The organism is Streptomyces sp. Root1304, from assembly GCF_001426405.1.
In the GTDB taxonomy this organism is placed as follows: domain Bacteria; phylum Actinomycetota; class Actinomycetes; order Streptomycetales; family Streptomycetaceae; genus Streptomyces.
The window spans coordinates 604,649-626,488 of sequence record NZ_LMEP01000001.1 but is presented as its reverse complement, the minus strand read 5'-3'; the positions used below and the strand labels follow the sequence as shown (position 1 = coordinate 626,488).

The 21,840-nt window shown below is 71.5% G+C and carries 18 protein-coding genes; 11 read left to right on the top strand and 7 right to left on the bottom strand.

The features are described from left to right. The first annotated feature begins 1 nt into the window (after position 1). From nuoL to ASD33_RS02815, 5 genes are all read left to right on the top strand, one after another. Entirely contained in the window at positions 2-1,894 is a 1,893-nt protein-coding gene (nuoL, locus tag ASD33_RS02835) for an NADH-quinone oxidoreductase subunit L (RefSeq protein WP_056552599.1), read from the top strand. A 5-nt stretch (positions 1,895-1,899) separates the two neighbouring features. Beyond that, the gene (locus ASD33_RS02830) at positions 1,900-3,486 is read left to right on the top strand and encodes an NADH-quinone oxidoreductase subunit M (RefSeq protein ID WP_056552596.1); all 1,587 of its coding nucleotides are present in this window, start codon (positions 1,900-1,902) and stop codon (positions 3,484-3,486) included. Continuing rightward, the gene (nuoN, locus tag ASD33_RS02825) at positions 3,483-5,144 is read left to right on the top strand and encodes an NADH-quinone oxidoreductase subunit NuoN (protein ID WP_056552593.1); all 1,662 of its coding nucleotides are present in this window, start codon (positions 3,483-3,485) and stop codon (positions 5,142-5,144) included. Before ASD33_RS02830 ends, nuoN begins: the two co-directional genes overlap by 4 nt. A gap of 209 nt (positions 5,145-5,353) precedes the next feature. Beyond that, positions 5,354-6,307: a helix-turn-helix domain-containing protein gene (locus ASD33_RS02820; RefSeq protein ID WP_056552590.1), complete on the top strand. Its 954-nt coding sequence runs from the start codon at positions 5,354-5,356 to the stop codon at positions 6,305-6,307. A 49-nt stretch (positions 6,308-6,356) separates the two neighbouring features. Next, complete coding sequence (locus tag ASD33_RS02815; RefSeq protein WP_056552586.1) at positions 6,357-7,187, top strand: carbohydrate-binding protein; 831 nt, start codon at positions 6,357-6,359, stop codon at positions 7,185-7,187. Here the strand turns inward: ASD33_RS02815 and fahA are convergent, their stop codons facing one another. Next, entirely contained in the window at positions 7,188-8,414 is a 1,227-nt protein-coding gene (gene fahA, locus ASD33_RS02810) for a fumarylacetoacetase (protein WP_056552583.1), read from the bottom strand. A 290-nt stretch (positions 8,415-8,704) separates the two neighbouring features. Here fahA and ASD33_RS02805 point away from each other — a divergent pair, with 290 nt between their 5' ends. Further along, positions 8,705-10,042 carry an LPXTG cell wall anchor domain-containing protein gene (locus ASD33_RS02805; protein ID WP_056552580.1) on the top strand — a complete coding sequence of 446 codons (1,338 nt, stop codon included), beginning with the start codon at positions 8,705-8,707 and terminating at the stop codon, positions 10,040-10,042. A 28-nt stretch (positions 10,043-10,070) separates the two neighbouring features. Here the strand turns inward: ASD33_RS02805 and ASD33_RS02800 are convergent, their stop codons facing one another. Together ASD33_RS02800 and ASD33_RS02795 are read right to left on the bottom strand one after the other, a co-directional pair. Beyond that, a complete protein-coding gene (locus ASD33_RS02800) occupies positions 10,071-12,068 on the bottom strand; it encodes a CocE/NonD family hydrolase (protein WP_056552578.1) in 1,998 nt (665 codons plus the stop codon). A 9-nt stretch (positions 12,069-12,077) separates the two neighbouring features. Beyond that, complete coding sequence (locus ASD33_RS02795) at positions 12,078-13,583, bottom strand: peptide MFS transporter (protein ID WP_199863431.1); 1,506 nt, start codon at positions 13,581-13,583, stop codon at positions 12,078-12,080. A 215-nt stretch (positions 13,584-13,798) separates the two neighbouring features. Between ASD33_RS02795 and ASD33_RS02790 the strand changes: the two genes are divergently transcribed. Further along, complete coding sequence (locus ASD33_RS02790) at positions 13,799-14,809, top strand: polyprenyl synthetase family protein (protein WP_056552574.1); 1,011 nt, start codon at positions 13,799-13,801, stop codon at positions 14,807-14,809. Positions 14,810-14,925: 116 nt separating this feature from the next. Then, positions 14,926-16,098: a DUF2092 domain-containing protein gene (locus ASD33_RS02785; protein ID WP_199863430.1), complete on the top strand. Its 1,173-nt coding sequence runs from the start codon at positions 14,926-14,928 to the stop codon at positions 16,096-16,098. 124 nt (positions 16,099-16,222) lie between these two features. On the opposite strand, the gene ASD33_RS02780 is transcribed toward ASD33_RS02785, so the two are convergent. Together ASD33_RS02780 and ASD33_RS36895 are read right to left on the bottom strand one after the other, a co-directional pair. Further along, positions 16,223-17,542: a M28 family metallopeptidase gene (locus ASD33_RS02780; RefSeq protein WP_056552568.1), complete on the bottom strand. Its 1,320-nt coding sequence runs from the start codon at positions 17,540-17,542 to the stop codon at positions 16,223-16,225. 165 nt (positions 17,543-17,707) lie between these two features. Then, the gene (locus ASD33_RS36895; RefSeq protein WP_347336090.1) at positions 17,708-18,115 is read right to left on the bottom strand and encodes a GNAT family N-acetyltransferase; all 408 of its coding nucleotides are present in this window, start codon (positions 18,113-18,115) and stop codon (positions 17,708-17,710) included. On the opposite strand from ASD33_RS36895, the gene ASD33_RS36890 reads away from it, so the two are divergent. The 3 genes from ASD33_RS36890 to ASD33_RS02765 all read left to right on the top strand — a co-directional run bounded on the left by ASD33_RS36890 (position 18,105) and on the right by ASD33_RS02765 (position 20,116). After that, positions 18,105-18,641, top strand: a complete 537-nt coding sequence (locus ASD33_RS36890; RefSeq protein WP_347336091.1) for a hypothetical protein — start codon at positions 18,105-18,107, stop codon at positions 18,639-18,641. The two genes, ASD33_RS36895 and ASD33_RS36890, sit on opposite strands and share 11 nt — an antisense overlap. An 8-nt stretch (positions 18,642-18,649) precedes the next feature. Beyond that, positions 18,650-19,267, top strand: a complete 618-nt coding sequence (locus tag ASD33_RS02770; protein ID WP_056552565.1) for a GNAT family N-acetyltransferase — start codon at positions 18,650-18,652, stop codon at positions 19,265-19,267. A 186-nt stretch (positions 19,268-19,453) separates the two neighbouring features. Further along, positions 19,454-20,116: an NAD(P)-binding domain-containing protein gene (locus ASD33_RS02765; RefSeq protein WP_056552556.1), complete on the top strand. Its 663-nt coding sequence runs from the start codon at positions 19,454-19,456 to the stop codon at positions 20,114-20,116. Here the strand turns inward: ASD33_RS02765 and ASD33_RS02760 are convergent. Together ASD33_RS02760 and rarD are read right to left on the bottom strand one after the other, a co-directional pair. Continuing rightward, positions 20,050-20,706 carry a DUF4291 domain-containing protein gene (locus ASD33_RS02760; protein ID WP_056552553.1) on the bottom strand — a complete coding sequence of 219 codons (657 nt, stop codon included), beginning with the start codon at positions 20,704-20,706 and terminating at the stop codon, positions 20,050-20,052. The two genes, ASD33_RS02765 and ASD33_RS02760, sit on opposite strands and share 67 nt — an antisense overlap. A gap of 116 nt (positions 20,707-20,822) precedes the next feature. Continuing rightward, complete coding sequence (rarD, locus tag ASD33_RS02755) at positions 20,823-21,797, bottom strand: EamA family transporter RarD (RefSeq protein ID WP_056552550.1); 975 nt, start codon at positions 21,795-21,797, stop codon at positions 20,823-20,825. Positions 21,798-21,840: the final 43 nt, after the last annotated feature.

Genomic DNA, 21,840 nt, shown 5'->3' with positions numbered 1-21,840 from the left:
CGTGGAAAATCTCATTGCGCTGCTCGTCGGGGCACCCCTGCTCGGCGCCGCCGTCCTGCTCTGCGGCGGTCGGCGGCTCGACAGGATCGGGCACTGGATCGGCACGCTGCTCGCGGCCGTCTCCTTCGTGATCGGCCTGACGCTCTTCGCCGACATGCTCGGCAAGGCCGCCGACGACCGGGCCCTGCACCAGACGCTCTACACCTGGATCCCCGTCGAGGGCTTCCAGGCGGACATCGCCTTCCAGCTCGACCAGCTGTCGATGACCTTCGTCCTGCTGATCAGCGGGGTCGGCACGCTCATCCACGTCTACTCCATCGGCTACATGGAGCACGACGAGCGCCGCCGCCGGTTCTTCGGCTACCTGAACCTGTTCGTCGCGGCGATGCTCCTGCTCGTCCTCGCCGACAACTACCTGCTCCTGTACTTCGGCTGGGAGGGCGTCGGCCTCGCCTCGTACCTCCTGATCGGCTTCTGGCAGCACAAGCCCACCGCGGCCACCGCCGCGAAGAAGGCCTTCCTGGTCAACCGGGTCGGCGACATGGGCCTCTCCATCGCCATCATGATCATGTTCACCACCTTCGGCACCTTCGCCTTCGGGCCGGTGCTCGGGGCGACCGGCGAGACGAGCGAGGGCAAGCTGACCGCGATCGGTCTGATGCTGCTCCTCGCTGCGTGCGGCAAGTCGGCCCAGGTGCCGCTGCAGTCCTGGCTCGGGGACGCGATGGAGGGCCCGACCCCGGTCTCGGCCCTCATCCACGCGGCCACGATGGTGACCGCCGGTGTCTATCTGATCGTCCGCTCCGCCGACATCTTCAACGCCGCCCCGGACGCGCAGCTCGTCGTCACCGTGGTCGGCGCGGTCACGCTCCTCTTCGGTGCGATCGTCGGTTGCGCGAAGGACGACATCAAGAAGGCCCTCGCCGGCTCGACGATGTCGCAGATCGGCTACATGATCCTGGCGGCCGGCCTCGGCCCCATCGGCTACGTCTTCGCGATCATGCACCTGGTGACCCACGGCTTCTTCAAGGCCGGACTCTTCCTCGGCGCCGGTTCGGTCATGCACGGCATGAACGACGAGGTCGACATGCGGAAGTACGGCGGCCTGCGGAAGTACATGCCGGTCACCTTCGTCACCTTCGGCCTCGGCTACCTCGCGATCATCGGCTTCCCCGGTCTGTCCGGCTTCTTCTCCAAGGACAAGATCATCGAGGCGGCCTTCGCGAAGGGCGGCGCCGAGGGCTGGATCCTCGGCTCGGTCACCCTGCTGGGCGCGGCCATCACCGCGTACTACATGACCCGCGTGATGCTGATGACCTTCTTCGGCGAGAAGCGCTGGCAGGCGGACGCCGAAGGCCACGAGCCCCACCCGCACGAGTCGCCCAGGTCCATGGTCATCCCCATGGTCCTGCTGGCCGTCGGCTCGGTCGCCGGAGGCGCGTTCTTCGAGTTCGCCGGGTTCGTCGAGTGGCTGGAGCCGGTCACCGGCTTCGCGCACGGCCACTCGCCGCTCAGCGCCGCCGCCGTCACCACCGCCACCGTCGCCGTCATGGTGATCGGCGTCGGCCTCGCCTACCTCCAGTACGGCCGCAGGCCCGTCCCGGTGGTCGCCCCGCGCGGCTCGCTCCTCACCCGGGCCGCCCGCCGCGACCTCCTCCAGGACGACTTCAACCACGCCGTCTTCGTCACCGGCGGCACCCACCTGACCCGCTCGCTGGTCTACGTCGACCACTCCCTGGTCGACGGCGTCGTCAACGGCACCGCGGCCGCCGTCGGCGGACTCTCCGGCCGGCTGCGCAAGCTCCAGAACGGCTACGCCCGCTCGTACGCGGTCTCCATGTTCGGAGGTACGGCGGTGCTGATCGCCGCGACCCTGCTGATGAGGGCGGTGTAACTTCCATGTCCTTCCCGCTCCTTACGGTGACGGCAGCGGTTCCGGCGGTCGGTGCGATCCTCACCGCCGCCGTCCCCGCCGCCCGCCGCACCGCCGCCAAGTGGCTGGCGCTGCTGGTCTCGCTCGCCACGCTCGTGCTCGCCGCCGTCGTCTTCGTACGGTTCGAGCCCGGCGGCGACCGCTACCAGCTCGTCGAGTCCCACTCCTGGATCAAGGACTTCGGCGTCCGGTACGAACTCGGGGTCGACGGCATCGGGGTGGCGCTCATCGCGCTCACCGCGCTGCTGATCCCGTTCATCGTGCTGGCCGGCTGGCACGACGCCGACCCCCTGGAGACCTCCTCGAAGAGGTGGCGGCCGACGCAGGGCTTCTTCGCCCTGATCCTCATGGTCGAGGCGATGGTGATCCTCTCCTTCGAGGCCACCGACGTCTTCCTCTTCTACATCCTGTTCGAAGCCATGCTCATCCCGATGTACTTCCTCATCGGCGGCTTCGGCGACCGCGCCCACACGGGCTCCGACGAGAACGCGGCGGCCCAGCGCTCGTACGCGGCCGTCAAGTTCCTCCTCTACAACCTGGTCGGCGGCCTGATCATGCTGGCCGCCGTCATCGGGCTCTACGTGGTCGCGGGGAACTTCTCGCTCACCGAGATCGCCGAGGCCCGAGGCAACGGCACCCTCGACATGGCGACCAGCACCGAGCGGTGGCTGTTCCTCGGCTTCTTCTTCGCCTTCGCGGTGAAGGCGCCGCTCTGGCCGCTGCACACCTGGCTGCCGAACGCGATGGGGGAGGCCACCGCCCCGGTCGCCGTCCTCATCACCGCCGTCGTCGACAAGGTCGGCACCTTCGCGATGCTCCGCTTCTGCCTCGGGCTCTTCCCCGAGGCGTCGAAGTGGGCCACGCCCGCGATCGTCGTCCTCGCCCTCATCAGCATCGTCTACGGGGCGCTGGTCGCCGTCGGCCAGCGGGACATCAAGCGGCTGGTCGCCTACGCGTCGATCTCGCACTTCGGCTTCATCATCCTGGGCATCTTCGCGATGACCAGCCAGGGCCAGTCCGGTGCCACGCTCTACATGGTCAACCACGGCATCTCGACGGCCGCGCTGATGCTCGTCGCCGGCTTCCTGATCTCCCGGCGCGGCTCGCGGCTCATCGCCGACTACGGCGGTGTGCAGAAGGTCGCCCCGGTTCTCGCCGGAACCTTCCTGATCGGTGGCCTCGCGACCCTGTCGCTGCCCGGACTCGCGCCGTTCGTCAGCGAGTTCCTGGTGCTGGTCGGCACGTTCGCCCGGTATCCGGTGGCCGGTGTCATCGCCACCACCGGCATCGTCCTCGCCGCGCTCTACACCCTCGTCCTGTACCAGCGGACGATGACCGGGCCGGTGAAGGAGGAGGTCCGGGAGCTGCCCGACCTGCGGGTGCGTGAACTGGCGGTGGTCGTCCCGCTGATCGCCGTCCTGATCTTCCTCGGGGTCTTCCCGAAGCCGCTGACGGACGTCGTCAACCCGGCCGTGCAGCACACCATGTCCGACGTCCAGCAGAAGGATCCCCAGCCTTCTGTGCCTATCCAGAACGTGGAGGCGGCCAAGTGAGCACATCCGCCGTCGCATCCTCCGTCCACAGCCTGTGGGCGACCGCCGCCGGGCCGCTGGACAAGATCCCGGCGCCCCACATCGAGTACACCCAGCTCTCGCCCGTGCTCATCGTGCTCGGCGCCGCGATCATCAGCGTCCTCGTCGAGGCCTTCGTGCCCCGCAGGGGCCGCTACCACAGCCAGGTCTTCCTCAGCGTCGTGGCGCTCGTCGCCGCGTTCGCCGCGATCGTCGGCCTGGCCGCCGGCGGCTACGGCTCCACCAAGGCCCACATCGCGGCCATGGGCGCCATCGCCGTCGACGGGCCCGCCCTCTTCCTCCAGGGCACCATTCTCCTCGCCTCGATCGTCGCGGTCTTCACCTTCGCCGAGCGCAGGCTCGACCCGGCCGACCACGGCCACAAGGTCGACTCCTTCGCCGCCGAGGCCGCCGCCGTCCCCGGCAGCGACCACGAACGGGCCGCGATCAAGGCCGGGTTCACCACCACCGAGGTGTTCCCGCTCGCCCTCTTCGCCATCGCCGGCATGCTGGTCTTCCCGGCCGCCAACGACCTCCTGACGCTCTTCGTCGCCCTGGAGGTCTTCTCCCTCCCGCTGTACCTGCTCTGCGCCGTCGCCCGCCGCAAGCGGCTGATGTCGCAGGAGGCGGCCGTCAAGTACTTCCTGCTCGGCGCCTTCTCCTCGGCCTTCCTGCTCTTCGGGATCGCCCTGCTCTACGGCTACGCGGGCTCCGTCTCGTACGCCACCATCGCCCAGGTCGTCGACGGCTCGGTCGGCTCCGTGAGCCCGGCGCTCGCCGACACCATGGGCAACGACGTGCTGCTGCTCATCGGCTTCGCGATGGTCCTCATGGGGCTCCTCTTCAAGGTCGGCGCCGTGCCGTTCCACATGTGGACCCCGGACGTCTACCAGGGCGCCCCGACCCCGGTCACCGGCTTCATGGCCGCCGCGACCAAGGTCGCCGCGTTCGGCGCGCTGCTCCGCCTGCTGTACGTGGTGCTGCCCGGCCTCACCTGGGACTGGCGGCCGGTCATGTGGGGCGTCGCGATCGTCACCATGCTGGGCGGTGCGATCGTCGCCATCACGCAGACCGACATCAAGCGGCTCCTCGCGTACTCCTCGATCGCGCACGCGGGCTTCCTGCTCGCGGGTGTCATCGCGGCCACCCCGAGCGGCATCTCGTCGGTCCTGTTCTACCTGGGCGCCTACTCCTTCGTGACGATCGGCGCCTTCGCCGTCGTCACCCTGGTCAGGGACGCGGGCGGCGAGGCCACCCACCTCTCCAAGTGGGCCGGGCTCGGCCGCCGTTCGCCGCTCGTCGCGGCGGTCTTCGCGGTCTTCCTGCTCGCCTTCGCCGGCATCCCGCTGACCTCCGGCTTCGCCGGGAAGTTCGCGGTCTTCAAGGCGGCGGCGGAGGGCGGCGCGGGCGCGCTCGTCGTGGTCGGTGTGATCTCCTCGGCCATCGCCGCGTTCTTCTACATCCGGGTGATCGTGCTGATGTTCTTCAGCGAGCCGAAGGCGGACGGCCCCACGGTCGCCGTGCCGTCGGCGCTGACGACGATCACGATCACGGCGGGCGTGGCGGTCACCCTGGTGCTCGGCCTCGCGCCGCAGTACTTCCTGGACCTGGCCAACCAGGCGAGTGTCTTCGTCCGGTAGACGCCACGCGCGCGAAGGGCCCGGCTCGGGGGCGAGCCGGGCCCTTCGGCGTGTCCGGGGGCGGTCAGGGGCGCTCCACCCCCGGGTGGCGGCGGGCGAAGGGGCGCCCCGCACGCGGGGGTGACCCGCCGGAGGTGTCCGTGCCATCGTGTGAAGCGCCTCAATGGTCTGTACCACCTGGCCCTCCGTCCACGAGGAGAAGCGGCACGATGCGCGACAGCACCGCGTTACCGGGGACCCCCTGCGCCGCCCCGAGAGCCGGCGACCCGCCCATGCACCGGCTGGAGGTCCGGCTGCCCGACCGGGTGCCTTTCGCCGCCGGGACCTTCGACACCATCGGTCCCATGGCCCGGGCCGCCTTCCCGCACCGGCACACCTTCCACGAGATCGTCCACGTCACCGCGGGCACCGGCACCCATGTCGTCGACCTCGCCCGCTGGGACATCAGCCCGCCCCACCTCGGCCTCGTCCTCCCCGGACAACTGCACCACTGGGAGGACGCCCACGGCCTCGACGGCAGCGTCGTCCTCTTCACCGAGGAGTTCCTCCTCGACCACCCCGGCGACCGCGACCTCCTGCGCCGCCTCGGCGAACGCCCCTGGATCAGCCTCGACGGGCCCGCGCACGCCCGCACCGGCCGGCTGATGGCCGAACTCGTCGAGGAGTACGGGCACGGCGCCGACGGCTTCGCGACCGTCCTGCGCTCCCTGCTGCACGTCCTCCTGGTCCGTACGGCCCGGCTGCCCGGCCCCGGCCCCGAGGCCGGCCCCGATCCCGGCCCCGGCGTCCCGCCGCCCGGCCGGACCGCCGCCGTCGCCGCGGAGTTCGCCCGGCTGCTCGCCCGCACCGGGACCGAGGGCCGGCCCGTCCGCGCGTACGCCGACCGGCTCGGCGTCACCCCCGGCTACCTCACGGAGGCCGTCCGCGCCGCCACCGGCCGCACCCCCGGCGCGCTGCTCCGGGAGGCCCGCACCCGTGAGGCCCAACGCCTCCTGGCCCGCACCGGACTGTCGATCCGTCAGGTCGCCGCCCGGACCGGATTCAGCGACCCGGCGTACTTCTGCCGCTTCTTCCGCCGCGAGACCGGCACCAGCCCCGGAGCCTTCCGGAAACACCACGACCGCCCCGCTCCGTCCCTCGAACCCGCCGCCCCACCGGCCTAGGTTCGATGCCGATCCCCCTCCCCCCTCAGCCCCCACACGAGGAGCAGGCATGGACAGCGAGACCAGCACCGGGCACGTCACCCGCAAGGCGGTGCTGCGGGCCGCCCTCGCGGCCGGCATGGCGGCCCCCGTCGCACTCATGGGCGTACCGGCACTCGCCCGTACCCTCACCGCCGGCGAGGCGGCGCCCGCGCTCACCCCCGAGTGCGACGACGGCGACGACCCCACCCCGCCGCAGATGGAGGGCCCCTACTTCAAGCCCAACTCACCCCTGCGCACCAGCCTGCTGGAGTCCGGCACGGCCGGTGTCCGGCTGACCTTCAGCGGCTATGTCTTCGGGCTCGCCTGCCGGCCGATATCCGGCGTCCTGCTCGACTTCTGGCAGGCCGACACCAACGGCGGCTACGACAACAGCGGCTTCCGCTTCCGCGGCCACCAGTTCACCGACGCCCAGGGCGCGTTCAAGCTCACCACGATCGTGCCCGGCCTCTACCCCGGCCGCACCCGGCACCTGCACGTCAAGATCCAGGCCCCCGGCCGCCCGGTGCTCACCACCCAGCTGTACTTCCCGGGCGAGCCCCGCAACAACACCGACAGCCTCTTCGACGCCCGGCTCCTCATGAACGTGCGGGACGCGGGCGCCGCGAAGGAGGCGGCCTTCGACTTCGTCCTGAACGTGCCGCAGGACCCCGGCCCCAGCCCCACCCCCACGGCCACCGCGACCACCCAGCCGCCCGGCGGCACCTGGGCCGCCGGGACCGCCTACCGGGCGGGGGACAGGGTCACCTACGGCGGCCTGACCTATGTGTGCCTCCAGGCACACACGGGCCAGACCGGCTGGGAGCCGCCGTACGTCCCCGCCCTCTGGCAGGCGCTGTAACTAGGCGCGAGGCACGATCCGGCCCCGGACCTCGCCCAGTGCCACCCGCGTGCCGTCCGGGCCCGGAGCCCAGGCCGTGAGGACGACCTCGTCGCCGTCCTCCAGGAACGTCCGCCTGCCACCGGCCAGGTCGATCGCGTCCCGGCCGTTCCACGTGAGCTCCAGCAGCGAACCGCGCTGGTCCACCTCGGGCCCGGACACCGTGCCGGAGCCGTAGAGGTCACCCGTGCGCAGCGAGGCGCCGTTCACCGTCATGTGCGCGAGCTGCTGCGCGGCGGTCCAGTACATGGTGGAGAACGGCGGCTCCGCCACCACCTCGCCGTTGATCTCCACCGTGATCCGCAGGTCGAAGCCGCCCGGCTCCTCCTCGGCCGCGTCGTCCAGGTACGGAAGCAGCGGGAAGTCCCGCGCGGGCGGCGCGGTCCTGGCGGCGTCCAGCGCCTCCAGGGGCGTCACCCACGCCGACACCGAGGTCTGGAACGACTTCCCCAGGAACGGGCCGAGCGGCACGTACTCCCAGGCCTGCACGTCACGCGCCGACCAGTCGTTGAGCAGCGTCAGACCGAAGACGTGCTCGCGGAAGTCCGCCAGGGGGACCGGCGCGCCCAGCTCCGACGGGGTGCCGACCAGGAAGCCGACCTCCGCCTCGATGTCCAGCTTGACCGAGGGGCCGAAGACCGGGGCCGCGTCGGCGGGCGTCTTGCGCTGCCCGGAGGGGCGTACGACATCGGTGCCGGAGACCACGACCGTGCCCGCGCGACCGTGGTAACCGATCGGCAGGTGCTTCCAGTTGGGGGTGAGCGCGTCGCCGTCGGGGCGGAAGATCTTCCCCACGTTCGTCGCGTGGTGCTCGCTCGCGTAGAAGTCGACGTAGTCCGCGACCTCGTACGGCAGGTGCATCGTCACCGCGTCCAGCGGGTGCAGCAGCGGCTCGATGTCCGCGCGGTGCGCCGGCACCGTCACCCAGGCCGTGAGCGCCCGGCGCACATCGCGCCAGGCGGTCCGCCCGGCCGCGAGCAGCGGGTTCAGGCTCGGCCGGTCGAGCAGCGCCGCGTACGGGGAGCCGAGCGCGTGCGCCGCGGCACCCGCGTCCAGCACGTGCCCGCCGATCCGGACGCCGAGCCGGCGCCGGTCGGGCTCGTCGGCGGTGGAGAAGACGCCGTACGGGAGGTTGTGCGGGCCGAAGGGATCGCCCTCGGCCAGGTCGAGCGGGCTGTGCTCGGACATCGGTGCTTGCCTCGCTTTCCACGGGTGTGGGGGACACGTTACGGGGCGGGCCGTCGGGCGCGGATGACATGGATCACACAGAAAGTGCGGCCTCCGTGGGCAACTGTCCGACTTGCTCCGATATTCGGTCCCCGTCGGCCTCGGACCCCGCCCCGAGCTGGGAAAACGGGCCTCCCGCAGGGGCGTTCCCGGCCATACGATCGCAGAGGCGCCGCGCCGCGTGAACCTACCGCGAGTGCGCGCCCCGCACTGCTCTCACCCCTCCCTGACCAGGAAAAAGGTCCCGCACTGTGAAGATCCGCCGCATTCTCGCGACCGCCGTGGCCGCCGCAGTTACCACCCCGGTCGTGTTCCTCTCCGCCGCGCCCGCGTTCGCGGCCGGCCCGGCCGTGCCCGGCCAGACCCAGGGCACCACGCAGGACGACCCCGACGGCGACGACTTCGCCGAGTACGAGAAGCTGGTCGCCGCCGTCGAGAAGGCGGAGGCCAAGGTCGAGGCGCTGAAGGCCGAGCGCAAGGCCGTCGTGAAGGACCTCGAGGACGACAACGTCGACCCGGCTCTGAAGACCGAGCTGGCCGCCGCGAAGGAGGCCGTCAAGGCCGCCAAGGCCGCGAAGACCGCCGCCGACGAGACGCTCACCGCCGCCGAGCAGGCCGTGAAGGACCTGCCCGCCGACGCCACCGAGGAGCAGAAGGCAGCCGCCGACGCCGCCGTCACCACCGCGAAGGCGGGGGTCGAGGAGGCCGTCGCCGGTACGGTCGCCGCCGAACTCCGCGAGAAGAACGCCGACACCGCCTGCGACGACGCGAGGGTCGAGCTCTCCCGGAAGGCCGGCCTGCTCGCCGCCGACATCCTGGTGGCCGAGAAGGACCTCTCCGACGCCGAAGCCGCCCTGAAGGAGTTCGAGGAGGGCGGCCCCGACGAGTGCCCCGAGGACGACGCCGTCAAGGTCTCCATGACCGGGCCCAAGTCGGTCACCGCCGGTACCACCGCGCTCTTCTCCCTGCGCGTCAGCAACACCACCGACCACACCCTCAAGGCCGTCCAGGCCTACGCCGCCGCCCTGAACATCCCGGGCTCCGACGACGAGATCGACGAGGACGACGAGGAGTTCTTCGACGACCTCCTCACCTTCGAGTGGTCCTCCGCCTCCCACCCGGCGTGGACGAAGCTCTCCGCCGAGACCGAGGACGCCATCACCATCGGTGAGCTGGCCAAGGGCGGCAAGGCCGACGTGAAGCTGCGCCTCACGATCGACGCCGACACCCCGGCCGGCGAGGGCCTCGCCTTCGCCGTCGGCGCGTACGAGAAGAACGACGGCTCCTGCGGCAGCAGCAAGGAGTACGCGACCGTCAACTTCGACATCCTCGCGGCCAAGGGCGAGAAGCCCACCCCGACGCCCTCCCCGTCGACCTCCACCCCGGCGCCCACCAACACCGGCAGCACTGGTGGCAACACCAACACCACCGGTCAGGGCGGCACCTCGAACACCCCGGTGAACGGCTCCCTCGCCGCCACCGGTGCGAACAACACCCTCCCGGTCGGCATCGCCGCCGCCGCGGCCGTCGCCCTCGGCGCCGGCGCGCTGGTCGTCGCCCGCCGCCGCAAGGCCGGCGCCGGCGCGTAACCCGGCCCCGGATCCCCCGTACGCGCGCTCAGCCCGCCGTGCGGGGGATCCGCTTTTCCCAGGTCCGGTGGAAGACGACCTCGCCGCCCTCCTTGCACACCACCTCGTCCGTGGTGAGGAACTCATGGGCGTCGCAGGAGATCTCCGAGCGGGTGTCCACGGTGACGTCCCAGGCCAGCTCCGGCCGGTGCAGCCGGACCGACCACTCCGAGCGGGTCCGGGCGGACAGCGGGCCGCTCTCGTCGATCGTGTACGTCTCCACCGCGTCCTCGGTGAACTCCAGGCCGTCCGGGTACACGCGCGTACCGCCGTACTTCGGGTCGACCTCCAGGGTCCATTCGCCCTTCGCCACGTCCCTGACCACCACCCGTTCCGGACGCGGCTCCTCCAGCGTCCGCGGGTAGACCACGCCCAGCGGCTCGGACTGCTCCGGCTCCTCCCACGTGACGGCGTCCTGGGTGGGGCGGCGCACGGGCAGGGTCAGCGAGGAGCCCGCCGGGTCGAGGGTGAAGCCCGCCGCGTCCGGCTGCGGCCAGATCCACGGCCAGTACGTCGAGGACACCGCGAGCCGCACCCGGTGACCGGGCGCGAAGGAGTGCCCGATGCCGTTCAGCTCGAAGGCGAAGCTCTCCGTCTCGCCGATCTGCGCCTCCACCGCCCGGTCACGGCCGTACCGCGCGGAGAAGTTCAGCGCGCCCCGGGTGACCAGGGTGGAGGAACCGTCCGGGGCGATGTCGCAGAGCCGGGCGATCACCTGCCCGGTGGGCGCGGCCGTCCGCAGCGCCAGGGCGACCGAGGGGCGGCCCAGGATCTCGACCGGACCGCCGTCCTCCGGCACGGGGAAGTCGAAGCAGGCCGAGTGGGCGTCCTCGTCGCGCTGGTCGGGCGGCAGGTCGGCGTCGTTGCCGAAGGGGAAGAAACGGCCGGCGTCGAGCCCGGTCTGCTGCGGCGAGTCGACGACCACGGGCGCGCCCTGGAAGGCGTACGTGACCGGGGTGACGTTCGGGGAGGGCCAGGCGGGGTCGGTGACCCAGCGGCCCGGCAGCTCCTCGTAGACGGTCGCGGGCAGGTGCGAGTCGCTGATCCAGGAGCGGAGCAGCGGTTCGGCCATCACGTCGTTCTCCGCGCCCTTGAGGTGGTGGTCCCACCAGCGCAGGGTCTCCTGGAGGAAGCCGATGGCGGGGCCCGGCGGCAGACCGCGGTCCGGGTACTGGTGGGACCAGGGGCCGATGATGCCGCGCACCCGGTCCTGGGGGAGGTGCTGGGTGAGCCGCAGGACGGTGTCGCGGTACGGGTCGTGCCAGCCGCCGACGGCGAGGACGGCGGCCCGGATCGCGCCGTAGTCCTCGCAGACGCTGCCGTGCCGCCAGTAGGCGTCGCGGGTCTGGTGGGAGAGCCAGGTGTGGATGAACGGCTCCACGGCCGCCAGGCGCTTCAGCCACCGCTCGCGCCACTCCTCGCCCACGTACACCGGGTCCGGGGGACGGCAGACGAAGGCGAGCATGGTGGCGGCCCAGGCGTGCATGTCGACGGCGAGGACGGAGCCGCCCATGTAGTGCACGTCGTTGTCGTAGCGGTCGTCGGTGGAGCAGACGGTGACGATCGCCTTGAGCGGTTCGGGGGCGAGGGCGGCGATCTGGAGCGAGTTGAAGCCGCCCCAGGAGATGCCGAACATGCCGACCCTGCCGGTGCACCAGGGCTGTTCGGCGAGCCAGTTCACGACGGCGACGCCGTCGGCGAGCTCGACCGGGTCGTACTCGTCGCCGGGCAGGCCGTCGCTGTTGCCGTGGCCGCGGACGTCGACCCGTACGGAGGCGTAGCCGTGGCCCGCGTACCAGGGGTGGCGCTGCCAGTCGCGGGGCGCGGTCCAGTCGGTGAGGCGGTACGGCAGGTACTCCAGGAGGGCCGGTACGGGCTCGTCGGTGAGGGGCCGCCACACGCGCGCGTACAGCTCGGTGCCGTCCGGGAGCGGGATGCGGACGTCGTCGTGGCGGGTCTCGTACGGGAAGTCGGTGCGGATCTTCATCTCGGCTCCCTAGTGGACGGGGTGCATGGTGCGGCGCAGCCACGGCGCCAGGGCGATCACGACGAGGCCGACGGCGACGGCCACGGCGCCGTTCACGCCGAAGTAGACGGGTTTGGAGACGTCGTCGTAGAGCTTCACGGTCTGCGCCTGGATGCCGTTGGCGAGCGCGAGGGAGAGGAACCAGAGCGACATCGTCTGGCTGGAGAACGCCTTCGGGGCGAGCTTGCTGGTCGCGGACATCCCGGAGGTCTCCAGGAGCACGTCGCCGAGGCCGAGGAGCAGGTACGAGCCGACGATCCACCAGGCGGCCATCTGGTACGTGTCGTCGGCGTGCCCGGAGGTCGGCAGGACCATCAGGAGGAAGGAGAGGCCGCCGAGGATCACGCCGAAGGCGATCTTGTTGGAGGCGTGCGGCTGGCGGGGGCCCATCCGGGCCCAGGCGGCGGCCACCACGGGCGCCAGGAGGACCTCGAAGGCGCCGAGGGCGGAGGCGTACCAGCCGGCCGGGAAGTCGAAGCCGAGGATGGTCGTACGGGCGTTGGTGGACGCCAGCAGCATCATCGTCGAGTACGCCTGGAAGAGGATGAAGTTGAAGGCCACCGAAGCCAGGAACAGCACGATGTACGGCTTCAGGCGGCCGCGCTCCTCGGCGGTGACCCGGGGGCTGGTGAACATCACCCAGAAGTAGACGACCGGGGCGATCACCGAGATCAGCGTCAGCAGGTCGACGAACCGGTCCATGGTGAGCCGGCCCGCGAGGGCGAGGCCGGTGGCGACGAGGGCCGTGACGAGCGTGCCGACGACCATCAGGCGGACCGCCCGGCGCATCGCGTCGGGGGCGAGCGCGAACTCGGCGGAGTGCTTGCGCCCGGCCAGGTGACGCCGGCCGGCGACGTACTGGATCAGGCCGAGGGTCATGCCGAGCGCGGCGGCGGAGAAGCCCCAGTGGTAGCCCTTGTGGTCGGCGAGCCAGGCGGTGATCAGCGGACCGGCGAACGCGCCGATGTTGATCGCCATGTAGTAGAGCGCGAAACCGGCGTCCCGGCGCTCGTCGTCCGTCCGGTACAGCTTGCCGACCATGGTCGCCACGTTCGGCTTGAGCAGACCGGTGCCCGCGCTGATCAGGCCCAGGCCGACCCAGGTCATGGCGGCGGCCGGCACCGCCATGGCGTAATGGCCGCAGGCGATCAGGATGCCGCCCCAGAGGACCGCGCGGTACGAACCGAGGATGCGGTCGGCGAGCCAGCCGCCCGCCACCGAGACCAGGTAGACGAGCGTGCCGTACGCGGCGGAGACCGAGGCGGCGGTGCCGGCCGCCATGCCGAGGCCGCCGTCGGCGACGGTGGCCGCGAAGTACAGGACGAGGATGGCCTGCATGCCCAGGAACGAGAACCGTTCCCAGACCTCCAGACCGGAGAGGGTGAGCAGACCCCGCGGATGCCCGAGGAAGGCGTGGTCGTCCTCGGAGGGAGGCTGCTCGCCGTTCGTTTCGGTGTCGATCGCTGTTCGGGACAAAACGCCTACTCCTGGTCGTATGAGCTGATCCCGAACATACCGGGGGTGACGGGAAGGCGCCCACGGTGATCGAAAGGTGACCGGATACGCTGGCTTGAGTGAATCGAGCGACACATCGACAATCCGTGTGATCGTGCACAGTCAGACCCGTCCCACCATCCGCGTGGACGATCCGTGCGATCGTCAGCAGGCGTCAGCAGACAGGAGACCCCCTCGTGACCGTCGTCGGGCCGTTCGGTCTTAGCGTGCGGGACCAGGCTCTCGAAGCCGATGTCCAGACCGGTTTGGCGGCTGCGGAGGCGGGCCTCCTGGACGCCACCAAGAGCGATGTCCCGTTCATCACGGAGGCCGCCCAGCACCTCGTGCTCGCCGGCGGGAAGCGCTTCCGCCCCCTGCTCGTGATGCTCGCCGCCCAGTTCGGCGACCCCTACGCGCCGGGCGTCGTGCCCTCCGCCGTCGTCGTCGAGCTCACCCACCTGGCCACGCTCTACCACGACGACGTCATGGACGAGGCCGACGTGCGCCGCGGCGTCGACAGCGCCAACACGCGCTGGGGCAACTCCATCGCCGTCCTCACGGGTGACTTCCTCTTCGCCCGCGCCTCGCACACGCTCGCGGACCTCGGCCCCGAGGCCGTTCGCATCCAGTCCGAGGCGTTCGAACGGCTCGTGACCGGACAGATCCTGGAGACCGCCGGTCCCATGGACGGCCGCGACCCCGTCGACCACTACCTCGACGTCCTCGGCGGCAAGACCGGCTCGCTCGTCGCCGTCGCCTGCCGCTTCGGCGCCATGATGTCCGGCGCCGACGAGAGCGTCGTCGACACCCTCACCCAGTACGGCGAGCGGCTCGGCGTCGCCTTCCAGCTCGCCGACGACATCCTCGACATCGCCTCCGACTCCCACGAGTCGGGCAAGACCCCCGGCACCGACCTCCGCGAGGGCGTCCCCACCCTGCCCGTGCTCCACCTGCGGGCCGCCGCGGCCGCCCACGGGCGCCCCGAGGACCTGGAACTCGTCGCCCTGATCGACAGCGACCTCAGCGACGACGAGCGGCACGCCGAGGCCCTGCGCCGGCTGCGCGCCCACCCGGCCCTGGAGCAGGCCCGCCGGGTCACCGTGCGGTACGCGGAGGAGGCGCGCGCGATGCTCGCGCCGCTGCCCGACGGCTACGCGAAGGCGGCGCTCGCGGAGATGTGCGACGCGGTCGTCCACCGGGCGGGCTAGGTCCTCTCAGGGTCGGGTCATCCCGAAGCAGTACGTGAGGTTGATCCCGGGGGCTGACGTTTCGGGGCCTTCGAGTTGGTGAGATGGATCCATCGACAACGGAGGTAGCGGAGACCATGGCAGAGACCCGTAAGGCGAGCCGGTTCATCGTCCCGGTCGCGGTGGCAGGAGTCGCGGCGGCGACCATCGGACTCGTACCGGCACTGGCGGCGTCCGGAGACCCCGACCTGCCCGAGATCACGGCCCAGCAGCTCATCGAGAAGATCGCGGCCTCGGACACCCAGACGCTGTCCGGCACGTTCAAGATCTCCACCGACCTCGGGCTGCCGTCCCTCGGCGGCCTGACCTCGGGTCTGGGCGGCGGCGGTTCCGCCTCGGCCGACCCGACCGAGAAGCTCACCGCGCTCGTCGCGGGCAGCCACACCCTGCGCATCGCGGCCGACGGCCCCGAGCGCCAGAAGCTCACCCTGATCGACGGCTCCGACGAGTACACCCTGATCCACAACGGCGAGGACGTCTGGGGCTACGACAGCACGTCGAACGAGGTCTTCCACGAGAAGGGCGCGGGCGCCGGTCCCGGCGCGGAGAAGGGCGAGGAGCTTCCGGGCACGCCCAAGCAGCTCGCGGACGAGGTCCTGAAGGCGGCCGGCGACACCACGTCGATCACGGTCGACGGTACGGCGAAGGTGGCCGGCCGGAACGCGTACCAGCTGGTCGTCAAGCCGAAGCAGACCGGTTCGACGGTCGAGTCGGTGAAGATCGCGGTGGACGCGGCGACCGGCACCCCGCTGAAGTTCACCCTCTCCTCGGTCGAGGGCGGCAAGCCCGTCGTCGACGCGGGCTTCACGAAGGTCGACTTCGCGAAGCCGGCCGCCTCGGAGTTCACCTTCACGGCGCCGAAGGGCGCGAAGGTGACGGAGGGGGCGGCGGAGAAGGCCGCGGAGGAGGCCGGCGGGGAGCACGGGAAGCTTCCCGAGGGCTTCGAGGGCGGCTTCCCCGGCCTGGGGAAGGCCTTCGGCGGCTCCGGCGAGGGCATGAACGTCATCGGTGAGGGCTGGACGACGATCGCGAAGCTCGACACGGGGGCGCCGGCGCCGAAGACGGACGAGGCGCCGAAGGAGATCCAGGGCTTCCTGGACTCCTTCGGCGACAAGGTCACCGGGAAGTTCGGCTCGGGCACCGTCTTCAAGACGAAGCTGGTGAACGCGCTCCTCACCGACGACGGCAAGGTCTACGTCGGCGCGGTGACGCGGGACGCGCTGGTGGACGCGGCGAACGCCGGTAAGTAGCGGGCTGGTTGGGACCCCGGGCGGGTCGGGGGCGATGGTCACCGACCCACCCGGGAGTTTTTCGTGTGGCCTGCGGGCCTGCGGGCCTGCGGGCTCGTGGGCTCGTGGGCCCTACGGGCCGGCCTTACGGGAAGGTCAGCTTGAAGCCGTTGATGTAGCCCGTGTCGGCCGAGGCCTTGTCCTGGACGCGGAGCTTCCAGACGCCGTTGGCGACCTCGGTGGAGGCGTTCACGGTGTAGGTCTGGACGATGTTGTCCGTGCCGCTGCCGGTCCGGTTGTGCAGGTTGTAGACCGAGCCGTCGGGGGCGATCAGGTCGACGACCAGGTCGCCGATCCAGGTGTGGACGATGTCGACGCCGACCTTGAGGGTCGCCGGCGCGTTGCCCGTGATGCCGCTGACGGTGACGGAGGAGGTCACCGCGGCGCCGTTGTCCGGGACGGAGACGTCGGCGGTGTTCTCGAAGACCGTGCCGGTGGGCGGGGTCGTCGAGCCGGTGGACAGGTTCCAGATCGCGTACGCGATGGCGTCGGCGTTGCGGTCCAGGGCGGTGTCGTTGATGTTCGCCGTGGTGTCGCAGGACGAGTGGTAGCAGCGGTCGAAGGCCTGGCCGGAGGTGCCGCCCCACTTCTGGGCCTGGGCGGCGGTCTTGGTGTAGTCGGCGCCGGAGAAGAGGCCGCCGACGGGTATGCCCACGTTCTTGAAGGGGGCGTGGTCGGAGCGGCCGTCGCCCTCGGTCTCGATCTCCGTGGGGATGCCGAGCCCGGCGTAGTAGTCCTTGAAGGTCTGCTCGATGGTGGGGTCGTCGTCGTAGACGAAGTAGCCCGGGTTGGGCGAGCCGATCATGTCGAAGTTCAGATAGCCGCTGATCTTCGCACGCTCGGTGGAGGGAAGGTTGTTGACGTAGTACTTCGAGCCGACGAGCCCGAGTTCCTCGGCGCCCCACCAGCCGAAGCGGAGGTGCTTGGTGGGCTGGAGCTGGGCGCGGGAGACGGCGAGCGCGGCTTCGAGGGTGGCGGCGGAACCGGAGCCGTTGTCGTTGATGCCGGGGCCGGAGGTGACCGAGTCGAGGTGCGAACCGGACATGATGACCTGGTTCGGGTCGCCGCCGGGCCAGTCGGCTATGAGGTTGTAGCCGGTGGCGCCGTTGTAGGAGAACTGCTGGAGCGCGGTGGTGTAGCCGGCGGCGTCGAGCTTGGCCTTCACGAAGTCGATGGAGGCCTTGTAGCCGGTACGGCCGTGGGCGCGGTTGCCGCCGTTGGCGGTGGCGATGGCCTGGAGGTCCGTCAAGTGCTGCTTGACGTTGGCGAGCGGGATGTCGGGCGCGGCGAGGGCGCCGCCGGCGCCGACGGGGCTGGCGGAGGCGGTGGTGCCGGTGAGTCCGCCGAGTGCGAGCGCCGCGAGGGCGGCGGCCGCGGTGACGCGTCTGGGCACGGAGATGTTCATCTGTGGGGGCTCCGGATTCCGAACGGGGATGGGACGGAACGTGCGAGACGCCTCGGGCTTGGGTGCCACGAGGCGCTGGAGCTGTACGAGTGCTGTACGAGTGCTGTGCGAGTGCGTGCTGAATGTTCAACGAGAGTTTGACTCTGCGTCAAGAGCGAAAACCGGTCAGGGGCGTTCGCTCAGCGGACGGGGAGTGCCGGTGAACTCCCTTGTGAAGGTGGGTTGTTGAGGTGATCCCCCCGCGCCGCTCGGACCGGCCCGCCCTTGGAGCTCGTCCAGTCGGACGCTCAGTTGCACCCCCAGCTCCCTGAACCCGAGCGCCCTCGCCACCGCCCTCGACTCCACCGTCCTGGCCCGCCACTGGGGCATCAGTCCTGCCTCCAGTGCGTGTGCCACCGCCGCCGAAGCCGTTCGCCTCGCCAGCCCGCGACCTCGGTGGCCCGCCGCCGTCAGCACACTGACGTGCGCCGTCGACTCCGGCCACGCCTCGTATCCCGCCGCCGCCACGACGGCCGTGCCGGCCGCCCCTTCCCCTCCGCGCACGACGAACGCCGGAGACGTGATGTCCTCCATCCCGCTCTCGTCCGCGTCCTCCCGCCCCACCGACCGCACCAGCTCCCGGACTTCCTCGCTCCCCGCCCGTACCTCCCCGGCCCTCGCGCCCACCGGATCCGCCGCACCCGCCGTCCACGGGCGGAAGTCCTCCGGCGACGCGTACGCCAGCGTCGCCGGGCCGAGTACGTCCGTCACCGGCACCAGCCCCCGTACCGTCTCCGCCCTCGCCAGTGCCTCCACCGGCACACCCGCCGTCCCCCTCTCCCACGCCCTCGCCGCCGCCTCCGTCGGCACGGTGACGAGCGCCGCGCCCCCCAGCACGACCACCCCCACCCACGACGGCGGGCACAGCCCCGACTCCGGTGACACCACGACCCTCACCCCGCCCGGCGGCGCGAACGAGACGGGCGCGGCGGCCAGCGTCTCCCACAGGCGGCGGGCACGGGCCGGCAACGGATCCTCGTCGTTCATCCGTCGATCCTCCCCTCCCTCCGGCGGCGCTGCGCGCACGCCCCCACCCCCGCCCCCGACCAAGATCATCTGACGTGCAGAATGACCCGTATGCCTACCTCGAACACACCGATATCGGCAACGGTCGACGATGCACCCATGGTCAGCCGCACCCTGGCCCGTGCCTTCGGCGACGACCCGATGATGCGCTGGTTCTTCCCCGACGACGTCTCGCGCGAGGCCGGTCTCGGGCGGTACTTCACCACCCTCCTCACCCGGCAGTACGGACTGCACGGCGTCTGCGAGCGCACCGACGCCGCCGCCGCGTTCTGGGTGGCCCCGGAAGGGCAGGAGAAGGCCGTCCCCGACGCCGAGACCGTCCAGGAGCTCGCCGCCATCCTCGGTGACCGCGCCGACCTCTTCCGCCAGGCCGTCGAGGGCGCCGCCGCCCACACCCCGCCCGAGCCCCACTGGTACCTCGCCGTGATCGGCGCCGACCCCGCCGCCCGCGGCCAGGGCCACGGTTCCGCGCTCCTGCGCTCCGGCCTCGCCCAGGCCGACGCGGCCGGTCTGCCCGTCTACCTGGAGTCCTCCAAGCCCGACAACCTCCCCGTCTACGAGCACTTCGGCTTCGTCGTGCTCGGCGAGGTCTCCCTGCCGGGCGGCGGACCCACCCTGTGGGCCATGCGGCGCCCGCCCCGGGACCCCGCCGCTGCCTGACTGCCGCGAGCGGACGCGAGGGTCCGAGGACGTGCGCCCGGGACACCCCGGGCGCACTCCCGCGCCCCCGCCCCACCTCGGGACACCCCCGGGACGCCGCGGGACGGATTCGGGACGGCGGGCCCGCCCCGTACCGCATAGGGTCGGCCTTCCCGGGCCGTCGTCCCCTCCGAAGGAGCGCACGTCATGCAGATCGCCGTACTCGGAACCGGTGAGGTCGGCCGCCGACTCGCCACCAAGCTCGTCTCACTCGGCCACGAGGTCACGCTCGGTTCCCGTACGGCGGACAACGCCGAGGCCGCGAAGTGGGCCGCCGAGACCGGCGGCGCGCACGGCACCTTCGCCGACGCCGCCGCCTCCGCCGAGCTCGTGGTCAACGCGACCGGCGGTCTCGTCTCCCTCGCCGTCCTGGAGGCCGCCGGCGCGGACAATCTGCGCGGCAAGGTCCTCGTCGACGTGTCCAACCCGCTCGACTTCTCCGGCGGCATGCCGCCCACCGTCGTCACGCCCGACGGCGGCAGCCTCGCCGAGCAGCTCCAGCAGGCGTTCCCCGAGGCGCGCGTCGTCAAGACGCTCAACACCATGGCCAACGCCGTCATGGTCGAGCCCGGCCGCGTTCCCGGGCACCACAACGTGTTCCTCAGCGGCGACGACGCCGCCGCCAAGGCCGTCGTCGCGGACCTGCTCGGCTCCTTCGGCTGGCCCGCCGACCGGATCATCGACCTCGGCGACCTGAGCAGCGCGCGGGGCGTCGAACTGCTGCTGCCGCTGTGGCTGCGCCTCTACGGCACGCTCGGCACCGGCGACTTCAACTTCTCGGTGGTCACGGCCCCGCCGGCGTCCTCCTGACCGCGCACCCGGTCCAGTAGCCCCGGGGTCTCCGCGTACGGCTCCTCGCGGGGCAGCAGCAGCCGGGCGGCGTCCCGTTCGCCCGCCCGGACGAGCGCGTGGACCCGGTGGGCGAGCGGGGTCACATCGGTGACGGAGACCGTCCACTCGTCCGCGTACCGCCGGGAGGCCTCGCCCGAGAGGCCGAGCTGGAGCGAACGGTACGGGAGCGCCCGGAGGTCCAGGTCCCGCTCCGGGTCCCACTGCACCCGGGCCGGGGACTCCCTCAACTGCCGCTTCCAGTCCGCCCGGTCGGGGTGGAACCCGTGCGCGTAGTGGGAGAGGCAGGCGTTCCGCAGGGCCCACTCGAAGCCCTCGCGCGCGATCTCCACGGCGAGGACGGTCTCCTGGCCCTCCTTCGTCCCCCAGCCGCAGCGGTACATCATCCACAGGAACGACGGCTTGATCCACGTCATCCGGTCCCGCTTCCAGCTGGCCGGAAAGCGTCCCTCCCGCGCCGCCGCCAGGCCGATCCCGGGCCGGTACGCCTGGTAGACGGTGATCGTCCGGGCGGTGTGGAGCGCGCGGATCCGGTACTTCGGTTCTTCCATGCGTCCCAGGGTGCGGGGGCCCGGCGGGGGTGGGCCAGTGGATTTCCGGGCTCCCCGGAGGTCCCGGAGCCCGCTGGCCGATGTCGCCGCGACGTACATGCCCCGGCTTGCGGAGTTCAGCGCGAGGGCGGCGGTGCGGGGGCCGCGACGGGGGCGCCCGTCTTCGCCTGTGCCGTCTCCGCCTTGGCCGCCTCCACCGCCGCCCGGCTGTGCCGTGCCGTGCGCAGGGCGTCCCAGGTGAGGAGGGTCAGCGCCAGCCAGACGAGCGAGAAGCCCGCCCAGCGCTCCGGCGGCATCTCCTCGTGGAAGTAGAGGATGCCCAGCAGGAACTGGAAGGTCGGCGCCAGGTACTGGAGGAGGCCGAGCGTCGACAGGGGGACGCGGATCGCCGCCGCCCCGAAGAGGACGAGCGGGGCCGCCGTGACGATGCCGGTGGCCACGAGCAGGGCCGTGTGGCCCCCGCCGTGGGAGCCGAAGGCCAGCTCGCCCTGAGTGCCGAGCCAGACGAGGTAGCCGAGGGCGGGCAGGAACTGGACGGCGGTCTCGGCGGCGAGCGACTCCAGGCCGCCGAGGTTGACCTTCTTCTTCACCAGGCCGTAGACGGCGAAGGAGAAGGCGAGGGTGAGCGAGATCCAGGGCGGCTTGCCGTAGCCGATCGCGAGGACCAGGACGGCGGCGAAGCCGACGCCGACCGCCGCCCACTGCGCGGGGCGCAGTCGTTCCTGGAGGACGAGGACGCCGAGGGCGATGGTGACGAGCGGATTGATGAAGTAGCCGAGGGAGGCCTCGACGACGTGGCCCGTGTTGACGGACCAGATGTAGAGGCCCCAGTTCACCGTGATGACGGCGGCGGCGACGGTGATCAGGCCGAGCTTGCGCGGGCTGCGGACGAGCTCGCGCATCCAGCCCCAGCGGCGTACGGCGAGCAGCGCGAGGGCGACGAAGGCCAGCGACCACACCATCCGGTGGGCGAGGATCTCGACCGCCCCGGCGGGCTTGAGGAGCGGCCAGAAGAGCGGGACCAGTCCCCACATGCCGTAGGCGCCGATCCCGTAGAGCAATCCTGCTCGTTCCTCGTTATCCGTCTTCACCGGACCTCCCGCCCTGCGCCGCGCTGTCCTGTCGAAGGTAGCG

Coding starts and splice junctions, on each gene's coding strand:
- ASD33_RS02785 (WP_199863430.1), top strand. CDS start 14,926: ATGGCAGAGACCCGTAAGGCGAGCCGGTTCATCGTCCCGGTCGCGGTG.
- ASD33_RS02800 (WP_056552578.1), bottom strand. CDS start 12,068: ATGAAGATCCGCACCGACTTCCCGTACGAGACCCGCCACGACGACGTC.
- ASD33_RS02830 (WP_056552596.1), top strand. CDS start 1,900: ATGTCCTTCCCGCTCCTTACGGTGACGGCAGCGGTTCCGGCGGTCGGT.
- ASD33_RS36890 (WP_347336091.1), top strand. CDS start 18,105: ATGTCCTCCATCCCGCTCTCGTCCGCGTCCTCCCGCCCCACCGACCGC.
- ASD33_RS02780 (WP_056552568.1), bottom strand. CDS start 17,542: ATGAACATCTCCGTGCCCAGACGCGTCACCGCGGCCGCCGCCCTCGCG.
- ASD33_RS02770 (WP_056552565.1), top strand. CDS start 18,650: ATGACCCGTATGCCTACCTCGAACACACCGATATCGGCAACGGTCGAC.
- fahA (WP_056552583.1), bottom strand. CDS start 8,414: ATGTCCGAGCACAGCCCGCTCGACCTGGCCGAGGGCGATCCCTTCGGC.
- ASD33_RS02765 (WP_056552556.1), top strand. CDS start 19,454: ATGCAGATCGCCGTACTCGGAACCGGTGAGGTCGGCCGCCGACTCGCC.
- ASD33_RS02820 (WP_056552590.1), top strand. CDS start 5,354: ATGCGCGACAGCACCGCGTTACCGGGGACCCCCTGCGCCGCCCCGAGA.
- ASD33_RS36895 (WP_347336090.1), bottom strand. CDS start 18,115: ATGGAGGACATCACGTCTCCGGCGTTCGTCGTGCGCGGAGGGGAAGGG.
- ASD33_RS02760 (WP_056552553.1), bottom strand. CDS start 20,706: ATGGAAGAACCGAAGTACCGGATCCGCGCGCTCCACACCGCCCGGACG.
- ASD33_RS02815 (WP_056552586.1), top strand. CDS start 6,357: ATGGACAGCGAGACCAGCACCGGGCACGTCACCCGCAAGGCGGTGCTG.